18 protein-coding genes and 1 pseudogene are annotated in these 23,986 nt (G+C 60.6%); 10 read left to right on the top strand and 9 right to left on the bottom strand.

Annotated features, from left to right (window positions below; translation table 11 throughout):
• Positions 1-272: 272 nt before the first annotated feature.
• From J3P77_RS21865 to J3P77_RS21855, 3 genes and pseudogenes are all read left to right on the top strand, one after another.
• A pseudogene (locus J3P77_RS21865) lies at positions 273-1,457 on the top strand (GGDEF domain-containing protein); the annotation flags it as partial.
• Between the two features lie 107 nt (positions 1,458-1,564).
• Positions 1,565-2,344, top strand: a complete 780-nt coding sequence (locus tag J3P77_RS21860) for an N-acetylmuramoyl-L-alanine amidase (protein WP_434678695.1) — start codon at positions 1,565-1,567, stop codon at positions 2,342-2,344.
• Between the two features lie 81 nt (positions 2,345-2,425).
• Complete coding sequence (locus tag J3P77_RS21855) at positions 2,426-4,039, top strand: EAL domain-containing protein (protein WP_434678694.1); 1,614 nt, start codon at positions 2,426-2,428, stop codon at positions 4,037-4,039.
• A 7-nt stretch (positions 4,040-4,046) separates the two neighbouring features.
• Here J3P77_RS21855 and J3P77_RS21850 read toward each other — a convergent pair whose 3' ends face one another.
• Together J3P77_RS21850 and algB are read right to left on the bottom strand one after the other, a co-directional pair.
• Positions 4,047-5,834 (bottom strand): KinB sensor domain-containing domain, encoded by a 1,788-nt coding sequence (locus J3P77_RS21850; protein ID WP_434678693.1) that lies wholly within the window; start codon positions 5,832-5,834, stop codon positions 4,047-4,049.
• Positions 5,835-5,844: 10 nt separating this feature from the next.
• Positions 5,845-7,191 (bottom strand): sigma-54-dependent response regulator transcription factor AlgB, encoded by a 1,347-nt coding sequence (gene algB / locus J3P77_RS21845; RefSeq protein ID WP_434678692.1) that lies wholly within the window; start codon positions 7,189-7,191, stop codon positions 5,845-5,847.
• A gap of 190 nt (positions 7,192-7,381) precedes the next feature.
• Here algB and J3P77_RS21840 point away from each other — a divergent pair, with 190 nt between their 5' ends.
• The 6 genes from J3P77_RS21840 (at position 7,382) to J3P77_RS21815 (ending at position 12,860) form a co-directional block, all read left to right on the top strand.
• Positions 7,382-8,227 carry a BON domain-containing protein gene (locus J3P77_RS21840; RefSeq protein ID WP_434678691.1) on the top strand — a complete coding sequence of 282 codons (846 nt, stop codon included), beginning with the start codon at positions 7,382-7,384 and terminating at the stop codon, positions 8,225-8,227.
• 223 nt (positions 8,228-8,450) lie between these two features.
• Positions 8,451-8,735 carry a hypothetical protein gene (locus J3P77_RS21835; RefSeq protein WP_434678690.1) on the top strand — a complete coding sequence of 95 codons (285 nt, stop codon included), beginning with the start codon at positions 8,451-8,453 and terminating at the stop codon, positions 8,733-8,735.
• A gap of 51 nt (positions 8,736-8,786) precedes the next feature.
• Positions 8,787-8,951, top strand: a complete 165-nt coding sequence (locus J3P77_RS21830) for a DUF1328 domain-containing protein (protein ID WP_002555679.1) — start codon at positions 8,787-8,789, stop codon at positions 8,949-8,951.
• A gap of 2 nt (positions 8,952-8,953) precedes the next feature.
• Positions 8,954-9,418: an inhibitor of vertebrate lysozyme family protein gene (locus J3P77_RS21825; RefSeq protein ID WP_434678687.1), complete on the top strand. Its 465-nt coding sequence runs from the start codon at positions 8,954-8,956 to the stop codon at positions 9,416-9,418.
• Positions 9,419-10,064: 646 nt separating this feature from the next.
• Positions 10,065-11,396: a glutamate/aspartate:proton symporter GltP gene (gltP, locus tag J3P77_RS21820; RefSeq protein WP_434678685.1), complete on the top strand. Its 1,332-nt coding sequence runs from the start codon at positions 10,065-10,067 to the stop codon at positions 11,394-11,396.
• Positions 11,397-11,618: 222 nt separating this feature from the next.
• Positions 11,619-12,860 carry a nucleoside recognition domain-containing protein gene (locus tag J3P77_RS21815; protein WP_434678684.1) on the top strand — a complete coding sequence of 414 codons (1,242 nt, stop codon included), beginning with the start codon at positions 11,619-11,621 and terminating at the stop codon, positions 12,858-12,860.
• Between the two features lie 4 nt (positions 12,861-12,864).
• On the opposite strand, the gene J3P77_RS21810 is transcribed toward J3P77_RS21815, so the two are convergent.
• The 5 genes from J3P77_RS21810 to J3P77_RS21790 all read right to left on the bottom strand — a co-directional run bounded on the left by J3P77_RS21810 (position 12,865) and on the right by J3P77_RS21790 (position 19,577).
• On the bottom strand, positions 12,865-14,031 hold the full coding sequence (locus J3P77_RS21810; RefSeq protein ID WP_434678683.1) for a DUF5924 family protein: 1,167 nt from the start codon (positions 14,029-14,031) through the stop codon (positions 12,865-12,867).
• Between the two features lie 72 nt (positions 14,032-14,103).
• Positions 14,104-15,486, bottom strand: a complete 1,383-nt coding sequence (locus J3P77_RS21805; protein WP_434678682.1) for a M16 family metallopeptidase — start codon at positions 15,484-15,486, stop codon at positions 14,104-14,106.
• A gap of 57 nt (positions 15,487-15,543) precedes the next feature.
• Positions 15,544-17,196, bottom strand: coding sequence for a Na/Pi cotransporter family protein (locus tag J3P77_RS21800; RefSeq protein WP_434678680.1), 1,653 nt, complete (start codon positions 17,194-17,196; stop codon positions 15,544-15,546).
• A 281-nt stretch (positions 17,197-17,477) separates the two neighbouring features.
• Positions 17,478-18,212, bottom strand: coding sequence for a TerC family protein (locus tag J3P77_RS21795; RefSeq protein WP_434678679.1), 735 nt, complete (start codon positions 18,210-18,212; stop codon positions 17,478-17,480).
• Positions 18,213-18,269: 57 nt separating this feature from the next.
• Positions 18,270-19,577 carry a CitMHS family transporter gene (locus J3P77_RS21790; protein ID WP_434678678.1) on the bottom strand — a complete coding sequence of 436 codons (1,308 nt, stop codon included), beginning with the start codon at positions 19,575-19,577 and terminating at the stop codon, positions 18,270-18,272.
• Between the two features lie 294 nt (positions 19,578-19,871).
• Between J3P77_RS21790 and J3P77_RS21785 the strand changes: the two genes are divergently transcribed.
• The gene (locus tag J3P77_RS21785) at positions 19,872-20,273 is read left to right on the top strand and encodes a GFA family protein (protein WP_434678677.1); all 402 of its coding nucleotides are present in this window, start codon (positions 19,872-19,874) and stop codon (positions 20,271-20,273) included.
• Between the two features lie 154 nt (positions 20,274-20,427).
• Here J3P77_RS21785 and J3P77_RS21780 read toward each other — a convergent pair whose 3' ends face one another.
• Positions 20,428-21,825 carry an aminoacyl-tRNA deacylase and HDOD domain-containing protein gene (locus tag J3P77_RS21780; protein WP_434678675.1) on the bottom strand — a complete coding sequence of 466 codons (1,398 nt, stop codon included), beginning with the start codon at positions 21,823-21,825 and terminating at the stop codon, positions 20,428-20,430.
• Positions 21,826-21,910: 85 nt separating this feature from the next.
• The gene (recG, locus tag J3P77_RS21775) at positions 21,911-23,986 is read right to left on the bottom strand and encodes an ATP-dependent DNA helicase RecG (RefSeq protein ID WP_434678674.1); all 2,076 of its coding nucleotides are present in this window, start codon (positions 23,984-23,986) and stop codon (positions 21,911-21,913) included.

Below are 23,986 nucleotides of genomic sequence, written 5' to 3'. Positions count from 1 at the left end.
TTGAGAGTGATGGCGATGACCGCACGGTGGTGCAGGCTGTGGACGCTCCACCCGAGCCCGGCCCGACCAAAATCGAGCCGTCGGCAAAGCTTCCTGCCGAGCCTGTTTCGCCTGTCACCGATGAGCCGGTGATTGAGACCGAGCCCCCGGCTGCGCCTGTTGAAGTAGCGTCCGACATTACGCCGAGCGAAGCGGCCACGCCTGCACCGCCAGTAACCGACGAGCCAGAAGCGGATGATGTGCCCACGCAGCCCATCGCTGGAATCGACGCCAGCGATATGCTGGCGCCCACGCCGGTGGTGGCGTTCCAGCACGTGCCCGAACGTACCGACGAATTGCCTCAGGAGGTCGAAGAGGAAGAACCGCAGGCTGAAGACGCAGCCTACGCGCTGCCTTCGTCGCCCGAGCCTAGCTACAGCTCGGTCGCTACCCATATCGAAGAGACGTTGCTTGGCCTGCTGAATGACCTGACCTTGTCGGAGCACCATCGACCGCAGGTCGAGGACATGCAGTCACGGCTCCGGCACGGCCTGAACTGGTATGAGTTGCTGCCCATCCTCGACGACCTCGCCGTGCTGATGCTGGCTATCAATAACGGGGAGCAGCAGGCCTTCGGTGTCTACCTGCAACAATTGAACGAGAGACTGGAATCGTTCCAGAGTCATTTGCAGGCCGCGAGCGAAGACCATGCCGAAAGTCGGACGTCGGTGCGCGATCTCAATGAGCAGCTGCGCGAGCAGGTCGGCGGTTTGCAGAGCAGCGTTCAGGATGCCTCCGATCTGACCAGCCTCAAACTGGTGCTTGATAATCGGCTGGAGGGACTGCTCAGCACCATGGACGACTACCAGCGCAAGCGCGACGCCCGGGAGCAGGACGTGGCGGCACGTCTGCAAGGGTTGGCGGCTCGCGTTGCGAGCATGGAGCAGGAAGCGCTCGGGTTTCGCACCCACCTGGAAGAACAGCGGCAAAAGGCGCTGATCGATCCCCTGACCTCCTTGCCGAACCGTGCAGCCTGGGGCGAACGGCTGGAGCAGGAAACGGCCCAATGGCAGCAGCGCAAGAACAGCCTGCTGGTGTGCATGCTGGATCTGGACCGCTTCAAAAGCATCAACGACGGCTATGGGCATCTGGCTGGCGACAAAGTGTTGAAGATCGTGGCTAACGTGTTGCGCAAGCGACTGCGCTCGGGTGACTTTCTGGCTCGTTTCGGCGGCGAAGAATTTGTCCTGCTGATGCCGGCGACCGAGCTGGAAGAGGGAGTGCGTCTGCTTGACGATTTGCGCGCCGCGGTCGAAGAGTGCCCGTTCCACTTCAAGGGCGAGCGCGTGACGGTGACAGTGTCAATGGGCGTGACGGCATTCCAGATCGGCGAACGCAGCGACATGGCGCTCAAACGAGCGGATCAGGCGCTGTACCGCGCCAAGGAAAACGGCAGGAACCGGGTCGAACGAGGCTGATTGAAACATTTGGAAGCAACCGTTCAGCCTGGCGACGTTCAACGGTCAAGCGATGCGCCGTCACTTTGTTATGATCCAGCGTTTTCCGCCGACGTATTCTGAAGTCCATGAAGCTGTTCGTCCCTGCCCTGTTCCTGTTGCTCCTGACGGCCTGTTCCAGCGGCCCGAAATTCGACACTCGCCATCCTTCGGTCAACTTCGACGAACGTATCCAGTACGTGGTCATGCACTACACGTCCGCGCCGCTGGATCGCTCGCTGCAGCTGCTGACCCACGGCGAGGTCAGCAGCCACTACCTGATCGGCGACGACGATCCGGCTACCATCTACAAACTGGTCGATGAAAGTGCTCGCGCCTGGCATGCGGGCGAAAGCGAATGGGATGGACGTACCTGGCTCAATTCCAGCTCGATCGGCATCGAGATCGTTAATCCGGGCTTCAAGGACACGCCCACGGGGCGTCTCTGGTACCCGTACACCGAGAGCCAGATTCGGTCCATTACGCTGCTGCTGAAGGACATCGTCAAACGCAACAGGATCGACCCCCGGCATATCATCGGGCACAGCGACATTGCGCCGATGCGCAAACTTGATCCGGGGCCGCTGTTTCCCTGGAAGCGACTGGCCCAGGAAGGTCTCGGTGTGTGGCCCGACGAACGGCTGGTCGCTCAGCGTCAGGCGCAGTTGATGAATCGTCTGCCACCTGTTGGCTGGTTTCAGCAGCAATTGGCGATCCTTGGTTACAAGACTCCGCGCACCGGCGAGCTGGACGCCGAAACTCGCCACGTATTGGCGGCGTTTCAGATGCGCTATCGCCCGGCGCGCTTCGATGGCGAACCTGATGCGCAAAGCGCGGCGATCCTCCAGGTGCTCAACCGCAGTAACTAAAATCGCCTGACGCCCGCTGACCAGCGGGCGATTTCCACGCTTGTTGCTATACCTGATGGGTATTCACTCGGATATCCTCTGATGCCAGCGGCGACTCGCCTTCGCATTAACCTTTCCCATCCCTGGCTGCTAGCCCTAATGGCGGCTCTGGTAAGTGCTGCCGTTCTTTTGTGCGGCAGCTTCGGATTGGCGGTGCATCAGGCGCGGCAGAGCGAAACCTTGCAGATGAATGCGCAGGGCGAGCGTTTTCTGGTACGGCTTGAGCAGCTGTTCGGCCAGCTGCGCGCCGGCCTCGATCAGCTTGAACAGCAGCCGCTGCGCCGTTGCAGTCCGGAGATGGTCGGGCGGCTGCGCGAGGTTATCTCGGGCAACCGCTTCATCTATGAGGCAGCCTATGTCAGTGACAAGCGGATCTGCTTAAGCTGGTCCCGCAAGAAAGTCATCGATGCTCGCCGTGCGCCGGACATTCGCGGGCCGACTTACGACTACTGGCTCAACACCTCGGCGCAACCGGATGACAACCTGGCGGCGCTGGTGCTCGGGCGTGGCGATTTTCGGGTTTCAACATCTCGCGGGCACCTGACCGATGTAGTCGATTTGCCCGCAGGCGGCAGCTTGCTGGTTGTGCTTGACCACGGAACCCGAGCGATCCCGGTACTGGGGCCGGATCAGGTCTGGCCGCCGCCTGGCTGGACGCCGGGCACCGAAGGCACCTTGATCACCGCGCACGGGCAGATGATTTACGGCATGCCCACCCAAAGTCCGGAGTACCAGCTGGTCCTGATTACACCGCGGGTAGGCGTCCAGGAAAACATCACCGGCGCCTGGGGTCTGCTGATTCCAGTCAGCCTCCTGCTTTCTTTGTGTATCGGGGCGCTTGTGCTGCAACTGGTGCTGCAGCGCAGAAGCCTGGGCGCCGAGTTGACCGGCGCCTTGCGTCGGGGCGAACTGAAAGTGCTGTACCAACCCATTTTCAACCTCGATACACGCTTATGTGTCGGTGCCGAAGCGCTGGTGCGCTGGCGTCGGCCTGACGGCACGCTGACCAGCCCTGACCTGTTCATTCCGCTGGCGGAGAACACCGGTCAGATCAGGCAGATCACCGACTTCGTTCTACAGCAGACGTTTGAGCAGCTGGGGCCGCTGTTGCGTGCCAACCCGCAACTTTACGTGTCGGTGAACCTGGCGGCCTGCGATGTAATGTCCGCGCGGATTGGTCGAGTGACGGCTAAATTGCTGGCACAGCACAAGGTCGCGGCCCAGCAGATCGCGTTCGAGGTCACCGAGCGTGGCATGGTTGACGTCGTAGTCGCACGCAACCATTTGCAGATGCTCAGGGATCGCGGGCATCAGGTGCTTATCGATGATTTCGGGACTGGCTATTGCAGCCTTGCCTATCTACAGACCCTGCCGGTCGATTGCCTGAAAATCGACAAGGCGTTCATCGACGCGCTTGGTTATGACGCAGCCAGCAGCGGCGTTGCGCCGCATATCATCCGCATGGCGCATGCCTTGCAGCTGCGGGTGATCGCCGAGGGCATCGAGTTCGAATCCCAGGCCCTGCTGCTCAAAAGCGAGGGCGTGGTATACGGCCAGGGCTGGCTGTTCGCGCGACCACTAACGCCGAGGCAATTCATGGAGCTGGTGACCGACGGCCGTCGAAGCGCTGCGCGGCGGCACAACGACGTGGCCTGAAAACCTGTCACAGCGGCAGAGCCATGTAAAATTGCGTGCCCTGACCCGGTCGCGAATAAACCCCCATGCGCCCGCCATGCAGCTGCACGATTTCCTTGCACAAAGCCAGACCTAGCCCCGCGCCGCCTTTCTTGCGGCCAACCTGCACAAACGGCTCGAAAATACGCCCTTGCTGGCCGTAGGCGATGCCTTCGCCATTGTCCTCGACGCTGATGATCACCCGCTCGCCATGGCGCCGTCCCTGGAGGCGAATCAGACCGTTTTCCGGGGTATGACGCAGCGCGTTGTCCAACAGGTTGTCCAGCACCCGTTCCAGTTGCGACTCGTCGGCATGCAGGCGCGGCAACGGTTCCTGAATGTCCAGCATCAGAACGATGCCGCGTTCTTCAGCCTTTTCGGTGAAGCGTGACTTGGCCTGTTCCAGGAGGTCCTCGATAGAGCATGGCGCAAGCTTGAGCTTCTGAAGACCGTTCTGGTAACGCGAGAAATTCAGCAGGTCATTGATCAGCTGCATCAGCCGCTGCATCTCTTCGGTCACCGTGTTGAGCAGGTCAGCCTCGCGAGAATCCGGAGTGAAGTGCAGGCGCTCTTGCAGCAGACCGAACGCCATATGCATGCCGGTCACCGGCGTGCGCAGCTCGTGTGAGGCGCGCAGCACGAATTCACTGCGCACACGTTCGAAGGCGCGCTGTTCGGTCACGTCATGCAGCACCATCACGGCACCCAGAATGTGGCCTTTGGTGTGGCTGACAGGTGTCAGGCTGTACGTCAGCAGTCGCGACTCGCCTTCAATCTCAATGACCAGATCTTCCGGAGCCCGCTCCAGCGTGCCGCCGCGCAGGATCAGGAACAGCTGGTCATCCAGCTCAGGGCGGCCCAGCGCTTCGCCAAGTCCCTGCCCCAGCCGACTCTCTTCCCAGCCGAGCTGGCGCTGGGCAACGGGGTTCAAGTGTTCCAGGCGGCCCTGGCGGTCGATCATCAGCAGGCCGTCATCGATACTGTCGAGCACCGCTTGCAGGCGCTGTTGGCCCGCCAGCAGTTCGTCGATATTGGTCGCCTGATGCTGGCGCAACGCTTCAGCCATGATGCCGAAGCGCCGGGTCAGCAGGTTCATTTCGGCCGCCGAGGAGATTGGCAGGGTCACTTCATAGTTACCCTGGCCGATGCGGTCTGCAGCGTGAGCCAAGGCTTCAATCGGTGCGCCGAAGCGGCGGGCGATGCCGTGCGCGGTCACGAAGCCGATACACAGGACCGCCAGCCCGACCATCCCCAGGAGCCCGGCGATCCACAACGCACGCTGACGTGAGCTGATCTCCGCATCGCTGATGTTCTGCAAGGCGTGGCGGTGGGTTTCCTGAAGGCCTTCACGTAGCGCTTCGAAAGCATCTCTCAATTCCGGGACGGCGTTTATGCCGCGGCTGTCAGCCCCGACCCGGCGGTACACTTCCAGGAATCGCTCGTATTCATGCTTGGTCTTCTCGAAGCCGACCCGCACGTTGCTTTGCGTGTCCTGCCCGAATCCTTGATCCAGCAGCTGCCCGAATTCTTCCTGGATCTTCATCAAGGCCGCTTCGTCACGCGGATAGCCGGTCATCAGCACCAGTTGGTCGCCGACGTTTTGCCGCAGCTTGAGCCCCAGGTCCAGCGTGGCGAAGTTATGCTGGATCAGGGATTCCTGAGTTCTGGCCATTTGCATCACGCTGACCAGACCCAGTAAAAGTCCCAGCAACGCCACAGTGATGAGCGCTGAAATGCTCAGGAACAGGCGAGTCCGTAACTTCATTGCCAGCTTCATATAAGGCAATTCACAGGTTGTACTGTTTACGTTTGCGATAAAGCGTCGACGCATCGATACCCAACGTCTTGGCCGCCTGATCGAGCGTGTCGCTGGTGGCGAGCACCGCGCCGATGTGGGCTTTCTCCAGCTCATCCAGACTCAGTGCGGCGCCAACGCGGGGGGCGTTGTTGACGGGCTGCTCGGCCATCCCGAGATGGCTGATCTCCACGCGCTCGGACGGGCAGATGATGCTGGCCCGCTCGATGACATTTCGCAGCTCGCGGATATTTCCCGGCCAGCGATAGTTGAGCAGCGCCGTGCGTGCTTCTTCGCTGAAACCACGCGCAGGACGGGCGTAATCCTTGACGAAGCGCGCGAGAAAGCGATCCGCGAGGGTCAGAATGTCTTCGCTGCGCTCACGCAGGGCCGGCAGGTGCAGGGTAATGACGTTGAGGCGATACAGCAGGTCTTCACGGAAACGTCCGCTGCGGACCATGTCTTCCAGATTCAGGTTGGTCGCAGCCAGGATCCGCACGTCGGCCCGGCGTGTTACTGGGTCGCCGACGCGTTCGTATTCCTTGTCCTGAATGAAGCGCAGCAGTTTGGGCTGCAGGGTCAGCGGGAAGTCGCCGATCTCGTCAAGAAACAGCGTGCCGCCGTCGGCCTGATTGACTCGGCCAAGGGTGCTTTCGCTGGCGCCTGTAAATGCGCCACGGCTGTGGCCGAACAGCTCGCTTTCCATCAGTTCGGCAGTGAGCGAGGGACAGTTGATCGTGACGCAGGCTTTCTTCGCGCGCTTGCTCCAGCCGTGAATGGCCCGGGCCAGCTCGCCCTTGCCGGTGCCGGATTCGCCGAGGATCAGGATGTTGGCGTCGGTTACGGCCACCTGACGCGCCGTTTCCAGAATCGCCATCATCGATGGGCTATGAGAATCCAGTCCATCCTTGGGTTTGCGGATCTCCCCTTCCAGCGCTTCGAGCCTGGCGGAGAGTTGTCGCACTTCAAGCTGCTTGGCGGTCGCCAGACGCAGTTGGTCCGGGCTGCATGGCTTGACGAGGTAATCGGCTGCGCCGGCCTGAATCGCATCGACGGCGGTGTCGACCGCCGAATGGGCGGTTACGATTACGACGCGCATCCATGGCGCCTGGATGCGCATTTGCGCCAGCACATCCAGACCGTTGTCCTCACCCAGGCGCAGATCGAGAAAACACAGATCGAACACCTGACGCTGCATCAGCGAATCGGCCTGAGCTGCGCTGTTGGCAGTCGCGACGCTGTACCCCTCGTCTTCCAGGCAATACCGGAACGTGCGAAGGATGGCGGACTCATCGTCCACGAGCAGAATACGGCCCTGATTATCAGTGGCTGCTTCCATTTTTCCTACGCTCCTTCATGAATAGTCTTGGTTAGTCTCGGAATCATCGGGCAAGTTGCATGGTCCATTCTGATTGATTCTGCGACGTGCATGGTAGCTATCTGGAGATGCCATGGCGAACGGGCCGGTTTATTCGCCCGGCGTCGCTCCTGTCGCCCTCGCGGACGACCTATTGGAAGGAGACTAGATTATGCATGCGCTGAAAAAGCTGGCAGTGATCACCGCAGCCGCCGCCGTTCTGAGCGGCCCGTCCCTGGCACAGGCGGCACAGAGCGACGTATCGACGCAAATCGCCGAGGCGCGGCAGGAAGGCTCGATCTGGACCGCATTCGCGCTGAACAAGCATCTGAGCCCGTTCAAGCTGGACGTTGATGTCGAGCAAGGTACGGCGACTCTCAAAGGCAAGGTCGAAAGTCAGGTCGAGCGGGAGCTGGCAGAGCGCATTGCGCTGGACATCAAGGGCATCGACAAGGTCGACAACCAGCTGGAGATCGATCCCAGTGTCACGGCTGAGGCCGGAACGCGGACTGGTATGGCACAGCGCTTCGACGATGCGACCCTGACTGCGACAGTGAAGTCCAAGCTGCTGTGGAGCAGCGCGACCGAAGCGTTGAAGATCGATGTCGACAGCAAGGACGGCGTGGTCACGCTCAAGGGTCGAGCGCAGAGTCCCGAAGCCAAAGAGCTGGCGGGCAGTCTGGCAGCTAACACCGACGGCGTGATTACGGTTAACAATCTGATCAGCATCAGCGCCGCCGACTCCATCGCGGCCAAGGAGCAGCCCCAGAATCTCAACCCTGCCGAACAGCTCAGCGATGCGTGGATTACCAGCAAGGTGAAATCCAGCCTTATCTATAGCCGAACGCTCGATGGTCTGAATATCAAGGTCGACACCAAAAGTGGCGTCGTCAGCCTGGACGGCATCGTCGCCAATTATGCTGAGAAGGAACTGGCGGTCGAGATCGCTCGCAATATACGCGGGGTAAAAGGCGTGAACGCCGATGCTCTCAAAGTGATGGCCCGTAGCGCGGGCTGAATTCCCGCCTCGCGCCGAGTTGACTCTCCGTGCAGAACGCACGATTGCAAAGGTGTAATCGTGCAGCTTGCTTGTAGGCTGAGTCCTAAAGCGGTCGTAAATCATTGATTTCATTGGGCATAACAGGATGTAAAAAACTGGCACGCAGTCTGCAATATCCCATTCAACGAAGGTCGTCACCCGGCCGGCACGATTGAATGGTACCCAGTGGAGGGAGTTTGCGATGAACAGCCAGCGTATTGCACAGTTGCGTATTTCTCCTCTCCACGTCCAGCAAGGCCTGTTTCTTCTCTTGGCCCTGCTGGTCACTCTGATCGCCATTCAGCAGTTCCAGCATTGGACTCAAGCCAGCGACGCCGCCCTCGTCAAGCAGCAGATCATTCGCAGTGACGTGTCCTACCGTGCTGTCAGCGCACCGATGGTACACAACGATTCCCAGAGCATTCGTCCCGTTGATGGTCTGGTTTCTGTGAGTGAGGCAGCGCCGCAGCAGAAGTGGGTGTTCTGATCCAACCGAGCAAACCTTAAACAATCTAAACGGAAGTAAAGGAGTATCACTATGTTGAGTTGGGCTATCACGTTTCTGATTATTGCCATTGTCGCTGCCGTATTGGGCTTCGGTGGTATCGCAGGCACGGCTACTGGTATCGCCAAGATCCTGTTCGTAGTGTTCCTGGTGATGTTCGTGGTGTCGTTCTTCTTCGGTCGTCGCGGTCGAGGCTGATGATGCGCACTTCTCTCCATTCACTGGCAGCCGCTCTGTTGATGGGCGGCAGTGCCATGGCATCGGCTGCCAATGATGGACAGGCTCGGGCCAACGAGCTGTTGAGCACGGCGCCCGAGTATCGCCAGACCTGGGCCGAGGTTGTGCAGAAGGAAGAGCGTCTGCCGGAATGGGTGATCAACCTGTCCGGTACTTCCGAGCAAATGACCGCGGTTACCGAAGACGGCGATGAATATCTGGTAGGCCCGCTTTGCGAGACTGCCGAGACATGTAAGAGCAAGCGTCTGATCGTTTCGTTCAGCCTTGACAAGGAAGACGCGTACGCGATGCTGGTCGAAGTACCTGCGGGGCTTCCGTCCGACAAGTCACCTACACGTCATGCCACATACCGTTTTCTGGGCGAGCCTGATGAAGGCATGCAGCAACTGTTGAAAGAACAGCTGCGCAAGGACCCGAACTGGTACTGATCGAATGGGAAAGCACGGACCCTTGCACGGACGCTGCTTTCCCTCGTTACGCGGTCCGAAGAGGATGCGCGTATGACCATGGGGCCGGGACGCGTTGATCGATAGGATCGGCGGGACCTAGGGGCACAGGGAGTGCTCCCGTAGTTGGGCCGGGTCAGGCAAGGCGCCATATTCACTGAGGGTCTCCAGCTCGATGCAGTCGAGGGTGAGACCCACAATGGATGTGGCGCTTTATATTTTTCAAAATGTGCCGTTTAAACAACCGTACATCCACTAAAGGTTGTAGGAAATTTCCTCGTCCGCTCTTCCAGGCACACCCCTCCGCATTACCCCTCTTGCAAAGCTCCAGGCGACGTTCCAGCCATGTTGGAGCCGATCTGCCCTGGCCCGTGATGGCCGAAATGCAATGCATTCTGTCGTTTTAGTATGCCGATTCTGCATGGGGTAGTCGTTTCTGGCATTAGACGTCGCTTCGGACCGTGGGAATAGTTGCGCCTTTTTTCGCGCGCAATAGAGCCTGGATGCTCGCCTGCGTAGACCTTTTGTGGGCATTTTCGAAGAAATACGACTTTTGGTGCTGCAGTGGATTTGCCGTATCGGCGTGTCGTTTTTGAATATGTCCAGCCAATTGCACAAGGGTAACCGCATGAAGAAGGCAAAACTGAGTCTGGCCTGGCAGATTCTCATCGGGTTGGTGTTGGGGATTGCTCTGGGCGCCCTGCTCAACCATTTCGGCGAAGAAAAAGCCTGGTGGATCAGCAATGTTCTGCAGCCGGCTGGCGACATTTTCATTCGCCTGATCAAGATGATCGTGGTCCCTATCGTGGTGGCCTCGCTGGTCGTCGGTATCGCTGGCGTTGGTGACGCGAAGAAGCTGGGCCGTATCGGCCTCAAGACCATCATCTACTTTGAAGTGGTGACCACCATTGCCATTCTGGTGGGCCTGATCCTGGCAAACGTCTTTCATCCAGGTACCGGCATCGACATGAGCACCCTGGGTACGGTCGACATCTCGAAATATCAGCAGACCACGGCCGAGGTTCAGCACGATCACGCCTTTGTTGCGACCATCCTCAACCTGATCCCGGCCAACATCTTCGCCGCCATGGCGCGGGCGGACATGCTGCCGATCATCTTTTTCTCGGTGATGTTCGGTCTGGGTCTGTCCAGCCTGCAGGATGATGTCCGTGAGCCGCTGGTCAAGCTGTTTCAGGGCGTGTCGGAAACCATGTTCAAGGTCACTCACATGATCATGAACTACGCGCCTATCGGTGTGTTTGCACTGATCGCCGTGACGGTCGCCAACTTCGGCTTCGCTTCCCTGCTGCCGCTGGCCAAGCTGGTGATCCTGGTTTACGTCGCCATCGCGTTTTTCGCGTTCGTCGTTCTGGGGCTCATTGCGAGGGCTTTCGGCTTCTCGGTGCTGAAGCTGATGCGCATCTTCAAGGACGAGCTGATTCTGGCCTACTCCACCGCCAGCTCCGAGACCGCGTTGCCGCGCGTGATCAGCAAGATGGAAGCGTACGGCGCGCCCAAGGCGATCTGCAGCTTCGTGGTTCCGACGGGTTACTCGTTCAATCTGGACGGCTCAACGCTCTACCAGAGCATCGCGGCTCTGTTCATTGCCCAGCTTTATGGCATTGATCTGTCGATCGGCCAGCAGCTGATGCTGGTCCTGACCCTCATGGTTACGTCCAAAGGCATCGCTGGCGTACCGGGCGTATCGTTCGTGGTGTTGCTGGCGACTCTGGGCAGTGTGGGCATCCCGCTGGAAGGCCTGGCGTTCATTGCGGGCGTCGACCGGATCATGGACATGGCCCGCACCGCGCTGAACGTTATCGGCAATGCCCTGGCCGTGCTGGTTATTGCGCGCTGGGAAGGTATGTACGACGACGCCAAGGGCGAGCGCTATTGGAACTCCCTGCCGCACTGGCGCGGCAAAGATCCGGTACCGGCTCGCGCGCCGGCTGCCGAGTAATCGAGCTGCCTGTCTGATGACAAACCCCGGACCTCCGGGGTTTGTCGTTTTTGCGCCATGCCTTTCTTTGCTGCCGGTTCCCGGCAGATCGCTGGCAAGCGGAGCGCCGCCCGGCCAGCTCCCACGCCCTGCGGGCAGAATCAAAAACAAGTCGGAGCTTCTGCATTTCCTCCTGAGCGCCCGCGCCGCTATCATCGCCGCATCTTGTGAGGGACGTATCCAATGCTTAATGGCCTTTGGCTCGGTTTTTTTGTCGTCGCGGCGATTTCCGCGCTGGCGCAGTGGCTGGTTGGCGGTAACGCGGGCATCTTTGCGGCGATGGTCGAAAGCATCTTTGCGATGGCCAAGCTGTCAGTCGAGGTGATGGTCCTGCTGTTCGGCACCCTGACGCTGTGGCTCGGCTTCCTGCGCATTGCGGAAAAGGCCGGAATCGTCGACTGGCTGGCAAAAGTGCTCGGCCCGCTGTTTCTGCGTCTGATGCCCGAGGTCCCGCCGGGCCATCCGGCGTTGGGGTTGATCACCCTGAACTTCGCCGCCAACGCGCTGGGTCTGGATAATGCGGCCACACCTATCGGCCTCAAAGCAATGCGCTCGCTGCAGGAGCTCAATCCCAGCCCGAACACCGCCAGCAACGCGCAGATCCTGTTTCTGGTGCTCAATGCTTCGTCGCTGACGCTCTTGCCAGTAACGATCTTCATGTACCGCGCCCAGCAAGGCGCGCCAGACCCGACACTGGTGTTTCTCCCGATTCTGCTGGCCACCAGTGTGTCGACGCTGGTCGGGTTGCTGTCGGTGGCATTCATGCAACGGCTGCGTCTCTGGGACCCGGTAGTGCTGGCGTATCTGGTGCCCGGCGCGTTGCTGTTGGGCGGGTTCATGGCGTTTCTGGCCACGCTGTCGGCCGCCGCGCTGGCCGGCCTGTCGTCGATCCTCGGCAACCTCACGCTGTTTGGCCTGATCATGATGTTCCTGATCATTGGCGCGCTGCGGCAGGTGAAGGTCTATGAAGCATTCGTGGAAGGAGCAAAGGAAGGTTTCGACGTCGCCAAGAGCCTTTTGCCGTATCTGGTAGCGATGCTGTGCGCGGTTGGCGTGCTGCGCGCGTCCGGGGCGCTGGACTTCGGTCTGGAAGGCATTCGCCACCTGGTGCAATGGCTCGGTCTCGACACCCGCTTCGTCGATGCGCTGCCGACGGCGATGGTCAAACCGTTTTCCGGCAGCGCGGCCCGTGCACTGCTGATCGAAACCATGCAGACCCAAGGCGTTGACAGTTTCGCGGCATTGGCCGCAGCCACCATTCAGGGCAGTACCGAAACCACGTTCTATGTGCTGGCGGTGTACTTCGGCGCGGTCGGCATCCAGCGCGCCCGCCACGCCGTGGGCTGTGCGCTGCTGGCTGAGCTGGCAGGCGTAGTGGCAGCGATTTTTGTCTGCTACTGGTTCTTCGGCGCTACCGCGAGCTGACGGCTCAGCCGTTATCCGACCGCTGCGGCGCCTCGGGTGCTGGCTCGGCGGGCGCTTGATCCTTGGCCGGTTCCGGGGTGTCTTGCGGCTGCTGGCGATCACCGCCCGGTTTGAGCTTGATCAGTCGGCCGGTGGGTCTGGTCACGGCCGGCTCATTGGAATCGGTCACGATGAAACGCAGCACGCCGATCATCTGGCCGTCTTCGGTCAATACCCTCACCTGCCAACGGCCGACGACGTCCTGCGCAAAATTCTGCTTGTGAGTCCAGGCGCGGTAGCCTTCCTTGCGGCCTCCATGGATGTCCAGAGCGATACGGTCCACTTCCTTCCCGTCGTGGCGCCACACATGGTAGATGCGCTCCTCCAGCCCGCGCGGCGCATTGATGGCGGTGTACGCGTAGAGCCCGCCACTGCGCAGCTGGCTGGCGCTGATCTGGCTGATGCTCTCGCCGGGCTTGCGGTTCTTGTTATCGAAGTCGGTGCTCACCGCCACTTCGGTCAACCACAGCGTTGCCGGCGGCACCCACGAGCGCAACGTCCAGCCGGCCGCGCCGACCGCCAGTATCACCGCAGGCACCGCCAGCGCGCGTCGCCAGTTGTTGATCGGGAAGCTGGACGCCAGGCTGGGAAACGACAGGAGCATGGCAACACCCAGCGCCAGCTTGTAGCTCTGCGCGGTGGTCAAGTGCAGGATGATCGGTAACGCGGTCAACAAGGCCGCGAACAGCGTCAGTGTATGCAACGTCATGAACAGCCAGCGCCGGGGCGCCAGCCACTTGTAGTACAGCGGATCGATGATGGAAATCAGCCCCGCTGCGCCAAGCAGTGCCGTGAACATGGCCTGGCCACTGTTCCAGGTGGTGGTGATGAAAAAGAACGGCAGGACGAAAAACAGGCTTTCCTGGTGGATCATCTGCGTTCCGTAACGCAGCAGGCCTTGGGGAATCTCTTTGCCGAAGCGCTTGTTGAACAGGCTGACGATGGAGTTTTCCACCATCAACCACACCCAACTGATCAGCATGACGACCGCAATCCAGGTGGCCAGGCCTTCCTGGCGGTCCACCAGGATGAAACTGGCGATACCTGAAATGAAACCACCCGCCGCAATGATGCCTGGATAGCGCTTCATCAGTTCGAGCACGCGCGAGAGGTAGCTTTTCCATTCAAGCATCGAGACGGTTCACTTTGGTCAGCGGGATCAAAAATCGGGCAGCATAACAATGCGCTCCCGGTTCCTATAGCTTCATCTGCGGCGCATGCGACCTCGCCAGGTCAATGCCGCCAGCAGCACGATGAGCCCGGCGACCGCAGCCATTACCCAGACCAGACCGTCATAGCCCAACAGCGGCTTTTCGATCCGCAAATAGCCCGGCTGCTCCAGCAGCTGACGCATTGCCCGGTTGGCTGTTTCCAGGCTGACTGCCTTGATGCGTTTGGCCGGATCGGCAAAGCGGCCGTTTTCGTAATCGTTCAACGCGCTCCAGTAGTAGTCGGCCAGCGCGCTGTTGCCCTGCACCGCCCAGGCTTGCCTGGCGATGGCGGCTTCCTTGAGACGATTGAACGTGGCCGGCTGCATTCCTTCCCTTCGCAGCCGCTCGACCAGCGCATGGATGGCGTGTTCAGCCTCTTCTACGTCCTGGCGTTCAAGATCGACGTTGAGGCTCATGAATCCGGTGTCGCCAAACACATCCCGGTCAGCCGACGGGCCGTAGGACAGGCCGTGCTTGAGCCGTATATCGGTATAAAGCGCCCAGTCCAGATAGGCTTTGACCAGATCCCAGGTCTCGTCGTGTTGGTCATCCAGCTGCGGCTCGGTAAAAAACCAGTGCAGCTTCGCACCTTCGCCGAGCCCGCCACGTTCCAGTTCGAGCCGGGCTTTTGCCGAACCGTTGCTATATGCCAGAGGCGGATGGGCAATCGGATCAGCCGGATTGAGCTGTCCGTAGACGCGCTCCAGATAACCGGGCAGGACTTTGTCCAGATCACCGACCACGATCAGTGTCATGTTGTTGGGGGCGTACCAACTGGCGAACACTTCCTCGACCTGTTCCAACGTGATCATGTCGACCTGTGGACGCTCCGGGCATTTGAGCCCCAGCTCGACAGCCAGCTGGCTGCCAGCCCCGCGCGCGGTCTCGCGCCGATCCAGCAAGCGCCTCAGGTGCGATGAATGCCCGCCGTCCTCGCGTTCGACGATGCGTTTGACGGTGTCCAGGCGAGATTGGTCCAGCTCGGTGCGCGCCAGCACTTCCATCAACAGGTCCAGGACCTTGCGCTGGTTGCGCGCGGGAGCCTCGATCACGAACGTCGTATCGGTGTTGCTGGTGAAAGCGTTCCACTCGCCACCCAGCGCCTGCATACGCTCTTCCAGTGCACCTTCCCCGCCGCCGTCAATGCCGCTGAACATCAGATGCTCAAGCAGATGCGGCAGCTCTTTGTCTGCGCAGGGAAAATCGTCAAAGCCGATACCGACTACCAGCCGGATCGAAACATGACCTTTGTCATAACCGGGCTTGAGTAGAATCTGCAGACCGTTGGGCAGCAGATAACCTTCGACCTGAAGCCGATCAAGGGCCAACGAAGGAAGAGACGTCAGAAACAGACAAGCGAACAGCAGGCAACGCATAAAGCAGCTTTCCTTGCGGGCCGGTATGTTCAACAGACTTCGCTCTGCCGTGTATGTTCACAAGGATTGCTGCGGCGCACCTTCACTGGACAGCGCGCCGGTCTCGGTGGTTTCAAGCACGGCATAGGCGCTGCTGCAGAACAGCGAGTTCAAGCGCTTCATATCAGCGATCAGCTCCAGATGCAGCGAGCTGGTTTCGATGCTCTGCACCACCTTGTGTTGCAGGCGGTTGACGTGGGCATGCGCCAGACGCCGTTCCTGCGCCCTGAAGCGGCGTTTTTCGCGCAACAGCTGCCGAGCGCTTTCCGGATCGCCACTGAGAAAGACCGACAGGCCCAGACGCAGATTCGATTGCAGCTGAATCTGCAGGCCGGCCAGCTCTTCCAGACCGATATCGGAAAAGGACCTGCGTTGCGAGGTCTTCTGCTGCTGGATCTTGCGCAGCATGCGCTCGATCAGGCCGGCGGCGAGTTCCAGGTTGATGGTCAGCTCGATGATTTCGGCCCAGCGTCGGTTGTCCTGTTCGCCCAGTTCCTCACGTGGCATTTGCGCCAGGTAGAGCTTGATACCGCTGTAGAGGGCTTCGACGTCGTCGTTCAGGCGGCGCACTTCCTGGGTGACCGCGGTCTGCGTACCGCGCAGCACGGCCAGCATCGAGCCAAGCATGTTTTCAACAAGATCACCCATGCGCAACGTTTCCCGCACCGCGTTGGCGAGTGCGAGGCTTGGCGTCGACAACGCTGCCAGATCCAGATGCCTGGGCCTGGCGGGGCCGCCTGTTTCGCTCTGTTGCGGTAGCAGCGCCGAACACAACCGCGCCATCGGGCCGACGGTGGGGAGCATTATCAGGCAGCGCGCCGTGTTGTAGATCAAGTGAAAGCCGATCACCAGCTCTTGGGGCTGGAAACCAAGGGTGTCTATCCACGCGACCAGCGGGCCCAGCACGGGGATGATCAGCAGCAGCCCGAGCAGTTTGTAGAGCAGACTGCCCAGCGCCACTTGGCGGCCCGCCACGTTCTGCATGCTGGTGCTGAGGAACGCGAGCAGACCGCTGCCAATATTCGCGCCGATGACCAGACCGATGGCGACCGGCAGTCCGATGACGTCGGCTCCCGCCAGGGTCGCGGTAAGCAAAACCGCAGCGAGGCTGGAGTAGGAAACGACGGCAAACAGCGCGCCGATCAGCGCATCGAGCAGCAGGTCGCCGGTCAGCGAGGCGAACAGGACTTTGACACCGGTGGCCTGGGTAATGGGCGCTGCGGCGGCAACTATCAGCTGCAGCGCGAGGACGATCAGGCCCAGGCCGATGGCAACACGACCCAGCTGGCCGGCACGGGTTTGCTTGCGCGACAGGAAAAACACCACGCCCAGAAAAATCAGCAGCGGCGACAGCCAGGACAGGTCGAACGTCAGCACCCGGGACATCAGCGCCGTGCCCACGTCTGCCCCCAGCATGATCGCCAGTGCCGGAGTGAGCGTCATCAGACGCTGGCCGACGAACGAGGTCACCAGCATTGCCGTGGCGTTGCTGCTCTGTACCATCGCGGTCACGAGGATGCCGGCGATGAAGGCCAGCGGTCGCCTGGTCATGTTCTGGCTGAGCAGACGTCGCAGCTGCGAGCCATAAACCCGCAGAATGCCGGTTCGTACGATGTGCGTGCCCCAGATCAACAGCGCGACAGCGGAAAGAAGATCGAGCAGGGTCAGCATACTGAGAGCCCCCTGAGGTTCACCGAGAGGTGAATGGTTGACGATGAAGCGTGTAGCGAGCGGATCGAAAAAGTGCTGCTCAACTAAGCTGTAGTCGGCCCCGGGCCTTGGCGCCAGCATCGCACAGGTATAAGGCGCATTGAAATAAAACTGTCATAAAGAGTCGCGCGCTGCACCTCCGTCAGCGCCCAATGCCGTGCCGATCATCAGAAAGCGGCCCTCGACGCTGAGAGAGTCTGCCCCGAGGTGAGCCTGCGCAGCGACAGCGGCCCTTCCGTCGCTCAGTCTTCCGGTACTTGTCGGCTGGCTCTGGCCATGCGCATTTTGATGTTGATGGTCTCCACGACCAACGAAAACACCATAGCGAAGTACACATAGCCTTTGGGCACGTGTACGCCAAAGGATTCGGCGATGAGCACGGTGCCGACCAGTGTCAGGAAAGAGAGCGCCAGCATTTTCAGTGATGGGTGTCGGTCGATGAAGTCGCTGATCGCGCCTGAGCTCCACATCATGATCAGAACCGCCACGACGATGGCGGCAATCATGACTGGTATGTCGGAAACCATGCCCACCGCCGTGATGACCGAGTCCAGAGAGAACACGATGTCGATGATCGCGATCTGGATGATGGTGTAGAAGAACTGGCCTCGCGCAGCCTGAGGCTCCTGCTCCGGTTCGTCCTCGCCTTCAAGCCCATGATAAATCTCTTGCGAGCTTTTCCAGAGCAGAAACAGGCCGCCGAAAAACAGGATCAGATCTCGCCCCGAGAAACCTTCGCCCATGACCGTAAACAGATCGGTGGTCAGGCGCATTACCCAGGTGATCGACAGCAACAGCAGAATGCGGGTGACCATGGCCAGCGCCAGCCCGGCAATCCGGGTTCTGGGCTGCAACGCCTTGGGCATGTGACTGACCAGGATCGAGATCATGATGATGTTGTCGATACCCAGCACGATTTCCAGCAGCGTCAGGGTAAAGAATGCAACCCAGATCTCGGGATTGGTCAGCCATTCCATCGCAAGCTCCTCTAACGTGAGGGCTCGTCGGTTGGCGACGAGCCCGCGAATCAGAGCTTATAGACTGCTGAACAGAGGGAAAATGCCCATCATCAGCGCGGCGACCATGATGCACAGGCAGACCAGCACGGCCCACTTGAGCGTGAAACGCTGGTGATCGCCGAATTCGATGCCTGCCAGTGCGACCAGCAGATAGGTTGAAGGCACCAACGGGCTGAGCAGGTGAACCGGCTGACCGACGATCGAAGCGCGAGCCATGTCCACCGGGCTGATGCCGTAGTGAGCGGCAGCTTCGGCCAGTACCGGCAGTACGCCGTAGTAGAACGCATCGTTGGACATAAAGAAGGTGAACGGCATGCTGACCAGCGCGGTGATGACCGCCAGGTACGGGCCCAGAGCGTCCGGAATCACCGCGAGCAGGCTTTGCGACATTGCGTCGACCATCTTGGTACCGGTGAGAATACCGGTGAAGATGCCTGCCGCGAAAATCAGACCGACCACCGCCAGGACGCTGCCGGCGTGCGCTGAAATGCGGTCTTTCTGATCCTGAAGGTTCGGGTAGTTGATGATCATCGCAATGCTGAACGCGATCATGAACAGCACCGGCAGCGGCAGCAGGCCCATGATCAGCGCGACCATCAGCGCCAGGGTCAGGCCGGCATTGAACCACAGCATTTTCGGGCGGCGTGCGTCCGGGAACTGCGAAACGCTGATCTCGCTGTGGTCGACTTCATCGCCAGGCAGGTGCAGTTCGCCCAGTCGGGCGCGCTCCCTTTTGCCGTAGAAATAGGCAATGGCCAGAATCGCGACGACACCAGCCAGCATGGCAGGGATCATTGGCACGAAGATGTCGGACGCGTCCACATGCAGGGCGCTGGCCGCGCGAGCGGTCGGGCCGCCCCATGGGGTCATGTTCATGACGCCGCCAGCCAGGATGATCAGACCTGCCATGATGCGCGGGCTCATGCCGACGCGGCTGTACAGCGGCAGCATGGCGGCCACGCAGATCATGTAAGTGGTCGCGCCGTCACCGTCGAGCGAGACCACCAGAGCCAGCACCGCGGTGCCGACTGAAATGCGTACCGGGTCGCCTTTTACCATCTTCAGAATCTTGCGCACGGCCGGGTCGAACAGGCCGGAGTCGATCATCAGCGCAAAATACAGAATGGCGAACATCAGCATGACGCCGGTCGGCGCAAGCTTGCTGATGCCAGCGAGCATCATGGGACCGATTTCGGTGGCGAAGCCGCCGAACAGGGCAAACACAATAGGAACAATGATCAGGGCGATCAGCGCACTCAGGCGCTTGGTCATGATCAGGTACATGAACGCAATGACCATGGCAAAGCCAAGGAAAGTCAGCATGGGAATACTCCAGACGTAAGGCGGCTAAGGAAGAGGTGAACGAGTCAGCTCAACGGGAGCGGTACGTGGAGTAAGTGCGTACGGAGGATAAAACGGGGGGCATCAGCTAGCATCGGAGTCACCATTATTCTTGTTAATCGGGCCCTGGGATCACGTTAAAGGCGTCCTGGGCTGACCGGTCTTATGCCGGAAGTGACTCGATGCTAATCGGGCAAGCTTTCGCGCACCTTTCAAAAGGCGAATGGCAGGATTTAATTGTCAGAAGCGATATCGACCAGCAGCGGGAGAATGGAAATGGAGCAGATCCACACCGGCGGTTGCCACTGCGGCAGTTTGCGTTACCAGTTCGAGGCGCCGTTAGAAGACATTGCACACTGTCACTGCTCGATCTGTCGCCGGACCTCGGGCGGCACGGTGATGAGCTGGGTGACGGTGCCGCTCGACTCCTTTCGATGGCTGGCGGGCAGCCCTGCGGCTTACGATTCCGGGCCGACGTGCGTGCGCTATTTCTGCGGCAACTGCGGCGCGCACCTGGCGCTGTTCACCCGCAATAGCCCGCAAGAGATCGACGTGACCATCGCCACTCTCGAACACCCCGAACAGGCCGCAGCTTCGCGCCACATCTGGATAGAAAACCGCTTGCCCTGGTTGCATCTGGATGAGCATCTGCCGGGACGCGAGGGCGAGAATGGCTGATAGCTCCGCCGCTCGTATGCCCTGAAAGCCGAGCCCTAACGCCGCAGGAGCGCGTTTACCCGCGACGAACGATGACGCGGTCAGATGGCAGACCGCGTAGACCCCTCGCGGGCAAGCGCGCTCCTACGCTTGGGTCATGCCCGACCCGACGGCATCAATTGCCGAACTGAGACGCCAGTTCGCGCAGCATGACTTCGGCTTCAAGCACCTTGCGCACGGATTCATTGGCTTTTTCGCGGTTCAGGCTGAGGCGCTCGAACAACTCGTCCGGGATTTCTTCCTCCGGGCCGGAGCCAATGCCGTTGGCGCGCAGCAGGCGGACGGCGAGATAGACCAGATTCGCATATTCGCAGTGCTCACCAGCGTAATGCGGGTCGTGCTGGAAGCGTAGCGCTGTGGCGAGCTCGTCGGGCATATCCCAGTACCGCATCAGCCATGCGCCGATCTGCTCACGGCTGATGCCCAGCAGGTGGTGCTCCACATAGCTGTGATGCAGATGAGGATTGACCTCAAGCTGACGGCAGATCAACGAGAAATGCGGCGGGAAGACGTGGGCCAGCAGCAGGTAACCGAAGTTGTGCAGCAGACCGGCCAGGTAGGTCAGCCCGCCTTCCGGACGCTTGGCACGCGGGATGGCACGTGTCAGGCCTTCGATGACTGCCGCGGTGTAGATCGATTGCTGCCAGTAAGGCGTGGTCTGTTGCGGGTGGTCTTTGGGCAGACTGAGCGTCTTGCCCAGCGCCAGGCCCAGTGCCAGGTTGATGACCAGATCGAAGCCAAGCACGCGAACGATTGCGTCTTCAACCGAGCGAATCTTGCCGGTCGAGGCGTAGTAAGGCGAAGCGGCCCAGCTGACCACCTGCGCAGCAAGGGCCGGGTCGGTCTCTACGACGCCTGTGATGTCGTCGATGGTTGCGTCGGGGTCTACACGCAGCTTGATGATCTTCTGCGCGGTGCCGGCCAGCGGCGGAATCTCCAGCGTCGCCTCCAGACGTTGCTGGATGCGGCGGGCGGTAAAGGCGTGCATCGCCTGGGTGATTTCCGCGCGGTCGTCGTCAGGGCGGTCGAGATTGGGGCGAATCGCAGCGGCGGACTCGCCGAAGTGGGCGGCGCTGGCTTTGCTCAGCATGCCCTTGAAGTCTTCACTGGAGATTTCCAGCAACAGGCCCGGCTCGCCCGAGCCCACCAGCAACATAGGCTCTTGCAGCAGACGGTCATCGTAAAGGCAAGGAGAACTGGTCAGCGCAGGCAAGCCCGGCAGCCGCTGCAGTTTGTGCTTGGCAAGCATGCGCAGCAGGCGATCATGGGGCACGGCGGCCAGCTGTCGGCCGGTCAGCTCGGTGATCCGGGCCAGATCCAGCAATTGGCTTTGCGGGAAGAGGATCAACAGTGCGCCTACGGCATCCTCGACCAGCACCGCCTGGACTTTTCGCGCAACGGGGAGCCGAGGGCTGTCCACGACCTCTCTGTAGCTGATGGACAATTTCTCAAGCAATTGCCGAATGACGGACGGCGCGTGGTGCGAATCACTGACGTGGGCAACTTCTGTCATGGTCTTGTCCAATTTCCTACAGTCGTGGAAGTATAACCAGCTTAGCCATTTTCGTTCTTATACGCTGCTCAAAGCGTTGCTTGCGTCACACCTGCCCGTACTGCTGGCCATGTCGAAGCCAGCGCTCCAGAAGCGGGCTGACGTGCTGGGGCCAGCGTTCCAGGAGCGCCTGCGCCGCATCACGCACCGCCGGCAGCAGGTCGGCATCGCGCATCAGGTCGGCCACCTTGAACTGCAATAGCCCGGTTTGTCGAGTGCCGAGCATTTCGCCCGGCCCGCGCAATTCCAGATCCTTTTCGGCGATAACGAAGCCATCGCTGGTTTCACGCATGATACCCAGACGCTGGCGGCCGATCTGCGAGAGCGGCGGATGGTAAAGAAGTACGCAGTGGCTGACGGCGCTGCCGCGGCCCACGCGCCCGCGCAACTGATGCAGTTGGGCAAGCCCGAGACGCTCGGGGTTTTCGATGATCATGAGGCTTGCGTTGGGCACGTCGACGCCAACCTCGATCACCGTGGTGGCCACCAGCAGTTGCAAGGCGCCCTGTTTGAATTCGGCCATGATGGCGGCTTTTTCCGCTGGCTTCATACGCCCGTGGATCAGCCCTACCCGCAGTTCGCCGAGCGCGCTGCTGAGCTCTTCGAAAGACGTTTCCGCAGCCTTGCACGTCAGCTCTTCGGATTCTTCGATCAGCGTACATACCCAATAGGCCTGGCGGCCTTCCGCACAGGCCGCACGCACGCGCTCGACAACTTCGATCCGCCGACTGTCGGCGACCAGCACGGTATTGACCGGCGTACGGCCGGGCGGCAGCTCGTCGAGAATGGAAGTGTCGAGGTCGGCGTACGCGCTCATCGCCAGCGTTCTGGGGATCGGCGTAGCGGTCATGATCAACTGGTGCGGACACATCATGCCGCCAACGCCCTTTTTGCGCAGTGCCAGGCGCTGCTGCACGCCGAAGCGGTGCTGTTCGTCGATGATGACCAGTGCCAGGTTGCGAAACTGCACTTCGTCCTGAAACAGCGCATGGGTACCGACAACCATGGGTGTTCCGCTGGCGATCTGCTCCAGTGACGTTACGCGCGCCTTGCCCTTGAGCTTGCCTGCCAGCCACGCCACCTCGATACCCAGCGGTTCGAGCCAGCGCTGAAAGTTGATGTAGTGTTGCTCGGCCAGGATCTCGGTCGGTGCCATTAACGCAACCTGATAGCCGGCCTCCAGCGCCTGCAAGGCAGCCAGCGCGGCGACTACGGTCTTGCCTGCGCCCACGTCGCCCTGAATCAGACGTAGCATGGGTTCTGGCTGGCTGAGGTCATAGGCGACTTCGTTACCCACTCGCTTCTGCGCACCGGTGGGTGGAAAACCGAGGTTGGCCAGGAACTGCTTGGGTAGCTTTTTCGCCAAGGGCAGCGCGGGTGCGTGCTGGGCGCGCAGGCTTTCGCGCAAACGCTGTTGGGAAAGCTGGTGCGTCAGCAGCTCCTCGAATGCGAGACGGTGCTGCGCCCAGTGGTGCCCCAGAGCCAGCTCTTCAACGTCGGCGTCGGCTGGCGGGTGATGCAGATAACGGATCGCGTCGTCGAGCGGCGCCAGCTGGTAGTCGCGCGCCAGCTCTTCCGGCAACCAGTCCGGCAGGCTCTTGGGGCCAAGCATCGCCAGGCTCTGCTGGCAGAGCTGGCGCAAGCGCTGTTGGGTCAGGCCTTCGGTCGTGGGGTAAATCGGAGTGAGCGTCTGCTCGACCGGCGCCGGTTCGTCGCCGGTCAGTGCGCGGTACTCCGGATGGTAAATCTCAAGGCCGGAAGCGCCTGGCCGAGCCTCACCGAAACAGCGCAAGTGAGTGCCGCGCTTCATGCTCTCTTTCTGCGCATTGCTGAAGTGATAGAAGCGCAGGCTGACCACGCCTGTGCCGTCACCCAGCCGGACCAGCAGGCTGCGACGTTTGCCCATCACCACATCGGAGCCGCTGACCACGCCTTCAATGACCGCATCCTGACCGGGACGCAGTGCGCCGATGGGCACTACGCGAGTTCGGTCCTGATAACGCAGCGGCAGGTGAAACAACACGTCCTGCAGATTTTCCAGACCGACCTTGGCCAGTTTTTCAGCCATGGCTTCGCCGACGCCCTTGAGCGCTGTGACCGAGACTTTGGAAAGCTCGCTCAT

The organism is Pseudomonas sp. R1-18, from assembly GCF_051132095.1.
Taxonomy (GTDB): Bacteria; Pseudomonadota; Gammaproteobacteria; order Pseudomonadales; family Pseudomonadaceae; genus Aquipseudomonas.
This window is presented reverse-complemented; position numbering and strand designations above follow the sequence as displayed.